13 protein-coding genes are annotated in these 7,514 nt (G+C 48.0%); 3 read left to right on the top strand and 10 right to left on the bottom strand.

Going from position 1 to position 7,514, the window contains the following annotated elements:
• From WES_RS13375 to WES_RS13420, 9 genes are all read right to left on the bottom strand, one after another.
• Positions 1–221, bottom strand: a 221-nt coding sequence (locus WES_RS13375) for a DUF3850 domain-containing protein (RefSeq protein ID WP_016235175.1), incomplete at its 3' end; no start/stop codon positions are given.
• Positions 221–2,506, bottom strand: coding sequence for a replication endonuclease (locus tag WES_RS13380; protein WP_016235174.1), 2,286 nt, complete (start codon positions 2,504–2,506; stop codon positions 221–223). The genes WES_RS13375 and WES_RS13380, both read right to left, overlap by 1 nt.
• On the bottom strand, positions 2,496–2,771 hold the full coding sequence (locus WES_RS13385; RefSeq protein WP_000027664.1) for a DUF5405 family protein: 276 nt from the start codon (positions 2,769–2,771) through the stop codon (positions 2,496–2,498). The genes WES_RS13380 and WES_RS13385 overlap by 11 nt, the downstream gene beginning before the upstream one ends.
• A complete protein-coding gene (locus WES_RS13390) occupies positions 2,768–2,992 on the bottom strand; it encodes a TraR/DksA C4-type zinc finger protein (RefSeq protein WP_016158961.1) in 225 nt (74 codons plus the stop codon). Before WES_RS13390 ends, WES_RS13385 begins: the two co-directional genes overlap by 4 nt.
• Entirely contained in the window at positions 2,992–3,282 is a 291-nt protein-coding gene (locus tag WES_RS13395; RefSeq protein ID WP_016158962.1) for a DUF5405 family protein, read from the bottom strand. Before WES_RS13395 ends, WES_RS13390 begins: the two co-directional genes overlap by 1 nt.
• Entirely contained in the window at positions 3,279–3,524 is a 246-nt protein-coding gene (locus tag WES_RS13400) for a hypothetical protein (RefSeq protein WP_016158963.1), read from the bottom strand. Before WES_RS13400 ends, WES_RS13395 begins: the two co-directional genes overlap by 4 nt.
• Before the next feature lie 14 nt (positions 3,525–3,538).
• Positions 3,539–3,751, bottom strand: a complete 213-nt coding sequence (locus WES_RS13405; protein WP_000557709.1) for a DUF2732 family protein — start codon at positions 3,749–3,751, stop codon at positions 3,539–3,541.
• A 63-nt stretch (positions 3,752–3,814) separates the two neighbouring features.
• Entirely contained in the window at positions 3,815–4,315 is a 501-nt protein-coding gene (locus tag WES_RS13410) for a hypothetical protein (protein ID WP_000217684.1), read from the bottom strand.
• A gap of 177 nt (positions 4,316–4,492) precedes the next feature.
• Positions 4,493–4,864: a Cox family DNA-binding protein gene (locus tag WES_RS13420; RefSeq protein WP_085950809.1), complete on the bottom strand. Its 372-nt coding sequence runs from the start codon at positions 4,862–4,864 to the stop codon at positions 4,493–4,495.
• A 93-nt stretch (positions 4,865–4,957) separates the two neighbouring features.
• Here WES_RS13420 and WES_RS13425 point away from each other — a divergent pair, with 93 nt between their 5' ends.
• From WES_RS13425 to pflA, 3 genes are all read left to right on the top strand, one after another.
• Positions 4,958–5,257 carry a helix-turn-helix transcriptional regulator gene (locus WES_RS13425; protein WP_016158964.1) on the top strand — a complete coding sequence of 100 codons (300 nt, stop codon included), beginning with the start codon at positions 4,958–4,960 and terminating at the stop codon, positions 5,255–5,257.
• Between the two features lie 93 nt (positions 5,258–5,350).
• Positions 5,351–6,346 (top strand): phage integrase, encoded by a 996-nt coding sequence (locus WES_RS13430; RefSeq protein WP_016158965.1) that lies wholly within the window; start codon positions 5,351–5,353, stop codon positions 6,344–6,346.
• A 31-nt stretch (positions 6,347–6,377) separates the two neighbouring features.
• Entirely contained in the window at positions 6,378–7,175 is a 798-nt protein-coding gene (pflA, locus tag WES_RS13435; protein ID WP_000067977.1) for a pyruvate formate lyase 1-activating protein, read from the top strand.
• Between the two features lie 134 nt (positions 7,176–7,309).
• On the opposite strand, the gene WES_RS13440 is transcribed toward pflA, so the two are convergent.
• A partial coding sequence (locus WES_RS13440; protein WP_016235173.1) for a cellulose synthase subunit BcsC-related outer membrane protein occupies positions 7,310–7,514 on the bottom strand: 205 nt, incomplete at its 5' end.

The following is a 7,514-nucleotide window of genomic DNA, read 5'->3' as shown; positions in this document are numbered from 1 at the left end:
AGCAAGACATAATCTTCCAGCCAGTCTGACAGGTCAGTAACATCTGTTATCCGGGCTTCAACCTTTCGCCCCGTATACACACCCTGCACCCATTCATGCAAAATCAACGTGTCCCCGCGCTCATAATTACGGTCATTTTTCCGAAACTCTGCGCGTTTCTTTCCTTCCAGCACAAGGTCGAAATATTTTGCGTGCAGCTTTACCTCGTGAATTTTTGCCATTATGTCCACTCCATTACTGTTAAGAATCCCGGCCACTCATCAGCGACCGGATACGTGAATTTTTTCCCGTCATAATTTACGGTCGCGCCACGCGCCAGCGCCTCAAGCTCCCATCGCTGCGGCCTGATACCCTTCTGAGCAAGGTCAACGCGGATACGGGTAATTTGCATTCTTTCCGACCGGGTCAGTCTGGCCGATGGTGCAATTTCATGTGGTTTTAACGGGCTTCCGTTTCTTTGCTGACGACTTGGCGTTCTCCGACCGTGTTTTAATGCACCTCTGAGCGCCCTCACGACCTCCGGGTCACTCCATTCGATAACACCGTCATCAACCAGATTAAGCACTGCTGCGGCGTGCTCAGAAGGTGTGGGAGCCGGTAACGAAGTATCACCACCGGTGAGTTTTCCACAGTTATTGACAGGACTCCGAGGCGCGGCGATGCCGCTTTTTAAAGTCAAAGGCTCAACGACCGGAACTTTCGGCACAATGCGCCAGTCCGTCGTTCTGGTGATATGAATATGACGCGCGCCGAGATGCGGCGCGTAAATGCCGACCACTCTCTCGACTTCTTCCTCGTACTCGTTAACGTCATCCGACGGGCTACGGGCGACCCTGACAGTCTGACAATCGCGCGGGACATTTGCCCCGCCCTGCGCGCTGATATACAGCGCAAAATCGCCACTGTCTGCGGCGGCGCGTGCAGCCTCCACGCGCTCGTCAAACTCATCAGCAATGCTGACGCCGCGAGGCAATTTACGTAGCTCACGGTAAGCCCCCATTGTCGGCAGACCAACCGTTTTAAATTGCGGGATGCGCCACGTTGACGCCCATGCGGTAACAGCCGCAGCAGTATCTTTCAGCGGTCTGCCGGTATCGTTATCGAGCTGACCATCCAGTGCATAGCCATCGATATTTTTTGAAATGTATTTCGCGATATACCCCGCAGCACCGCCCCGGTTAAGGTGTTTTGCCTGAAAACGGTTTCGCGCGGCTCCTCTTTCGTCACCATCCTCTTTGAGCGCATAGCGACGCATGATTTCGATAATCTGGTTACGCTGGCGTGGATTACAAAAAAGCATCATATGCCAGTGCGGCGTTCCGTCGTGGTGTGGCTCGACGACTCGCAAACCGTAGACCTGTAAATCATTATCCTTGAATGCCGTGCGCATCAGGCTCCAGATACGGCAGAGATAACGCTGCGCATCCTTTGGATTAAATGCCTCATCATTCCAGCCGTGATTTAGCTGGACGGTTTTACTTTCGCCTTTTCCGACCTGACGTGTCGGGTGATACTTTGACGGCGCGGTCAGCGTGATAAACATGCCCACATCGCCCTCTGCGGCGGCGTAACGCTCAATACCGGCAATGGTGTTCATCAGCTCCATCCGGCGAATTTCAGGATTAGAAATACTGCCCATCACCTTACTGATAAGGTCGATGCGCTCGCCGGTTTCCCTGTTTTCAAGGTCACACGATTTAAGAAATTCCAGATTTGCCTGGCGGCGCGCACGCACATCACGAATGGCATGTTTACTGGCATAAGGAGAACGGTCTTTATTGACCTCCCCGACAGCAATCAGTAACGCCTCATGCCAGCGCATACGCTGGCCTTTAAGCTGATGAGTCCACCACTCATCGTTAAACAGACGGGCAATGGCAGAATATGCCTGCCTCGTGGTCATCTGTCCTTTACGGTATTTTTTCCAGTAGAGAGGGGAAATATTGAAAGCACGTGCAGCGCCAGCAACATGACCATACAGGTGAGCCTGCGCCTCATCCGTAAACAGCGATTCTTTTTCGCCATGCGCATCCACCCAGGCATCGCTGAGTTCCTCATACATCATGAAAAGCTGCGATGAGATACGGGCGGCAAACTTTTTCAGCTCCTTGTCATTCATTCCCGGCAGGCGCGCATACTGGTCGCGCTCTGCCAGAAACAGCAACGACGCGTCGGTGTTCATTTCATGGCGCTGATTCACGCGCTCAATGCGCGGCCATAAACGACGCTGAAAAGTGGATGTGAGGAAATAAAACCCGTGCACCGGGCTTTTATTGCGCCGGATGTAGTCATAGCGTGAAGTAAACAGCGAGCGCAAAAAGTAAGGCAGGCGATTAATCGTGGATAAAACACCTTGCACCTGACGCATCTCGTCACGTGTAAGGGGTCTTTCGCGCCCGACGGCCTCGCGTGGCGCGTTCCATGCATAAGCACCGGTAAACGTCTCACCGGTGCCTGCGGCAAATGCTGACGGAGGGACAAAACGCCCGGAGGCTTTAACGGCCATATGAGCCAAAAGCCTCTGAACAACGCTTGCTGAGTTGCTCAACCTGCGCGTTTAAATCAGCAAAAGACTTTGCGCTTCCGGTCAGAATATCGTGATGCATCAGGCCGGAAACGAGCTGGCTTAATTTCGGGTAATAACCAACCACCGCCAGCCATTCCTGACCGGCGTTTTTACCGCTTTCAGCTCTCTTTTTCTCGTGGAGAATAAACTGAAAGCTGTCACTGGTAACGACATAACGTTCGCCAATTTCAATACGAATACTCATGCCGTTCTCCGGTAATGTTTGTTTTTTGCTTCAAAGACTGACTGGCAGGAAACACAACGCGTGGCTGACGGATAAGCCGCACGACGGGCAGCAGGTATTGGCGCGTCACACTCTTCGCAAACCAGCGCAGAAGCACCGCAATGTTTTACCCTTGCCGCGTTAATCTGGCGCTCCAGTAATTCAGCCTGTTGTTCCTGAATAAAATCTACGTTGCCCGGCATTACCAGTTCCTTTTGTCGTTCAGTTTCTTAAATTCATCAGCGCAATAGCTGGTGACTTCTGTCGTTAATTTTGTCAGTTCATCCACGGAGGAAATTTGCTTATGAAATACAGCGCGTTTAACAAGTAAATTGACCACATCAGATAGGAGATTTAATTTATCCGCATAAATGGCTATAGTTGATTCCACCATATCCCCAGTGTTTTTATCGCGTTTAATATCAGCTAGCGACAAATCACCATTTTTCATAACTGAAATCTTCAACCAGTTATTAAGCAATATACTTTTCATTCGCTATATGCCCTCTCCGCAGAATCAATCATTTCCCGGCCATTATCGGTAATACAGAAACCTTCTCTTGATTTGGTCACAAGCCCCCATTTCCCCATTGCTATAAATGCTTTTTCCACACGACTAGGCCAGGAGTGGAAGACATCGCTTGAAGGATGTAGTGGAGTCTTGTCATCTAATTTTTTAAGTAATGAAAGTTGATAATCCGTTAAGCGTTTCCTGAACCATTTTGTATTTGTCATCTCCAACTTTCCTGTTATTTATTGAGTCCTAGATTATGGAATTTGGCAGACTCCTGACTGAGCAACTCGACTATCTCCACGCGGGATAACTCCGCCTTTGTGATGTGGCGAATCATGGCATCAAGATGAGACGAAAAGCGCGTTGCTGCGTCGGCCTGTGCTTCGGTTCTGGCCTGTTGCAGCATTAATGCGTATTTACCGCACTGATTTTCAGAAACTGTATGCATGACTTTCTCCAGGCAAAAAAAAGCCCCGCACAATTAAGTGCGTTAAAAACTCTGGTTAATTACTTAATGCAGATATTGCTCTGGTTTTACCGACGTCAGAATTGTCGGTGCATACTCAAACAGGCTGAATAATTCACGTAATGCACGGAATAAAGCATCACGCCAGTAACATGACTCTTCATTAATTCGCCAGTATGGCTGGTTAAATTCTTTTTCTGTCAGTCGTGCGTGCATAAATAAAGTGCGACGCTGACTGACTGTTAAAAAACTAATATATGCATACTCACTTGCGCCAACCTGACGGCGTTTTGAGAATGCCCCGCGCAATTCATCAATTGCACATACCAGTCGTTCACGTTCGACGTCGTTCATTTCTTCAAAACGCATCGTTGCGTGACGCTGTTTTAACTGCGCATGAAAGCAAACCGTTAGCCGTTCGCGTTCCATCATCTGATTATAATAATCGCATGTCTCCTGCCAGCGAGGGACGGCCAGATGCTTACCAATTATCCGGCGCATAGTTGCTGGCTGTTTTTCAACGAGATTGAGCGTCATCACTGTCATTTCCAGACCCTCCGGCTTTTCAGAAAGGTCAGAGCCTTTTTTAACGGACTCTGTTTTTTGGTACGGATAATGATTCCCTTACGTCCCTTCCCGTGGGTGATGGTGAAGTCAATCGCCCTGGGGCTTTCGTTACGCAATAACTGAGCAATACAACGCGGCTCATTCATCCTTTCCACCTTAAGCCGCACGGCCATGTCTTGATTTGCTGTAACTAATGCGATTTTTCCAGTCATGCCACTCGGTCGGAGCCTCTTCGACTAGTTGTGCCGCATACTTATCCCACTCACGACGATTTACCCATAATTCAGCTTTCCCTCTTGGTTTTAATGGGTCTGTCATATAGAAGGCTGGCAGCTTTCCCGCTTTAGCCATTTCAGCCACCGCGCGTGGTGTCTTACCGATGTAAAGAGCAAACCCCTCTTTCGACAGCAAATCTGATGGGCGCTCTGAAATCTGAATGCTTTTGCGTTTGGCTTCGTTTTCGAAACTTGCCTCATCGCTAGTTTGACAAGAAATTTCTACATTTGTCGTCACTTTGCTATCCTCCATAAGATTTGTAATTCACCAACTGGAGCCATCTAGAGCCTTTTTGAGTGCATCACAAATTGCCAAGTGGCCATATAATTGGAGATTAGCAAAATTATGTCAAGTGAACAAAGCGAGAAATTAAAGCTCATCCGTGAATCCGAACGCCTTAAAACTAAGGAACTTGCTGAATTAATTGGAATTAATTACTACACATATCATGGATATGAATCAGGGAAATCAAAAATGCCTATGGAAGCAGGTATGAAGCTGTTTAAGCATCCACGCTTTCGCAAGTATCGTGACTGGTTCATGTTTGATGAAATAGATCCCGAAGCTGGACAAATAGCCCCGGCTCTCGCACACATTGGGCAAGACTCAACAACCTTGCACCACTCAGACCAAAAGACTGGCTGACGATTTATTCAGCATATGTGTGCAGTAAATGTACGAAAGAAAATTGCATTAATTTTCAAGTAGTAGAAGTAAACAGCGTCATCGGAGGGCTTTATGTCTATTAAAAAGCTCGATGATGGTCGTTATGAAGTGGACGTCAGACCGCAGGGTACAGATGGAAAACGTATCAGGCGGAAATTTAAAACTAAGGGTGAAGCTCAAGCATTCGAACGTCATGTACTGGTTAACTACCACAACAAAGAGTGGTTGGAGAAGCCAGCCGACCGCCGAACTCTTACAGAGTTGTTAGGCAGATGGTGGATATATCACGGAAAATCACATGAGCGTGGAGATATTGAACGGGGGCGTTTGACGACAATAATCGCCAAATTTGCAGAAATGGGAGTATCCAGAGCTGACCAGCTAACAAAGAAAACGATAACTGATTATCGCGTTGTAATGATGAACGATGGTCTAAAACCAGCCAGCGTAAATCGGCATCTGGCAATAATGAGCGGGATGTTCACCAAATTAATTGACGCCGGTGAATACCACTCTCACAACCCGTTCCGTGAGGTTAAGCGGTTACGTGAAGCTGTTACGGAAATGGCTTTTTTGTCCAGTGAAGAGATTACGCGGCTGTTATCCATGCTTGATGGTGATGAATTAAATGCGACTCTGGTCTGCCTTTCTACTGGTGGACGCTGGAGTGAAGTGTCTAATTTAAAAGCTGAACACATCATTAACCAGATGGTTACGTTTATGAAAACTAAAAACGGAAAGCGCAGGACAATTCCCGTTTCGCCGGACTTGATTAAACGGATCAAGACCAAAAATTCAGGCAGGCTTTTTAATGCCAGTTACTACAAAGTGCGCAACGCTCTCAGGGAAGTAAAACCCGATTTACCTGACGGACAGGCAGTGCATGTTTTGAGGCATACATTTGCCACACATTTTATAATGAATGGAGGTAACATAATCACATTGCAGCGCATCCTGGGTCATTCTAACATTCAGCAAACTATGACCTACGCACACTTTGCACCGGATTTCTTACAAGATGCTGTGACTCTTAACCCGGTGTCAGGAATGTCCATAATGCGTCCATAAACCAGAGTTAACTAGAGCCAATTGAAGCGATATGAGTAATTTAACTAATTGTAATACAACAGAAAATACCGCTGCGGCGGGAGCTACCAAGTCAGTTATTGGTCGCATTCACTCCTTTGAATCCTGTGGAACCGTAGACGGCCCGGGTATTCGCTTTATCACCTTTTTCCAGGGCTGCCTGATGCGCTGCCTGTATTGTCATAACCGCGACACCTGGGATACGCATGGCGGTAAAGAAGTTACCGTTGAAGATTTAATGAAGGAAGTGGTGACCTATCGCCACTTTATGAACGCTTCCGGCGGCGGCGTTACCGCATCCGGCGGTGAAGCAATCCTACAAGCCGAGTTCGTTCGCGACTGGTTCCGCGCCTGCAAAAAAGAAGGCATTCATACCTGTCTGGACACTAACGGTTTTGTTCGTCGTTACGATCCAGTAATTGATGAACTTCTGGAAGTGACCGACCTGGTAATGCTCGATCTCAAACAGATGAACGACGAAATCCACCAGAATCTGGTAGGCGTTTCCAACCATCGTACACTCGAGTTTGCTAAATATCTGGCGAACAAAAATGTGAAAGTCTGGATACGTTATGTCGTAGTACCTGGCTGGTCTGACGATGACGATTCAGCTCATCGCCTCGGTGAATTTACTCGCGATATGGGTAACGTCGAAAAAATCGAGCTCCTCCCCTACCATGAGTTAGGCAAACATAAGTGGGTGGCGATGGGCGAAGAGTACAAACTCGACGGTGTGAAACCACCGAAAAAAGAAACCATGGAGCGAGTGAAAGGGATTCTTGAGCAATATGGTCATAAAGTGATGTTCTAAAACATCATGTGCAGGCTGAATTTCGACCTGCCTCCCCTTCCTTTAGTAGTAAAAAGTAAATCAGCGTTGAGAACATGCTCGACGCTGATTTACTGGATATAATTTCCGAGTTTTAACCTTCTGATTCTACCTCGTTACCAGTCGGCGTAAGGTATCAGCGGCTGCGGCGGTAAATCCATGTCGCCCTGCCATCCGGCGGCGGAATACCGCACGTAGAGCAGGAAATGGCTGGGTGCGTAATCTTTCGCCTGCTGGATATCAATTGCCGTGCCGACAAACCAGTTGGACGTGACGCGACGCTCAAGTAACGCCCGCGCCGTGTAGCCAAAGCCCTGACTG

The sequence above is a fragment of the Escherichia sp. KTE31 genome (genome assembly GCF_000407925.1).
Taxonomy (GTDB): Bacteria; Pseudomonadota; Gammaproteobacteria; order Enterobacterales; family Enterobacteriaceae; genus Escherichia; species Escherichia ruysiae.
The sequence above is the reverse complement of the archived record's forward strand: the minus strand, read 5'-3'. Positions and strand labels throughout refer to the sequence as shown.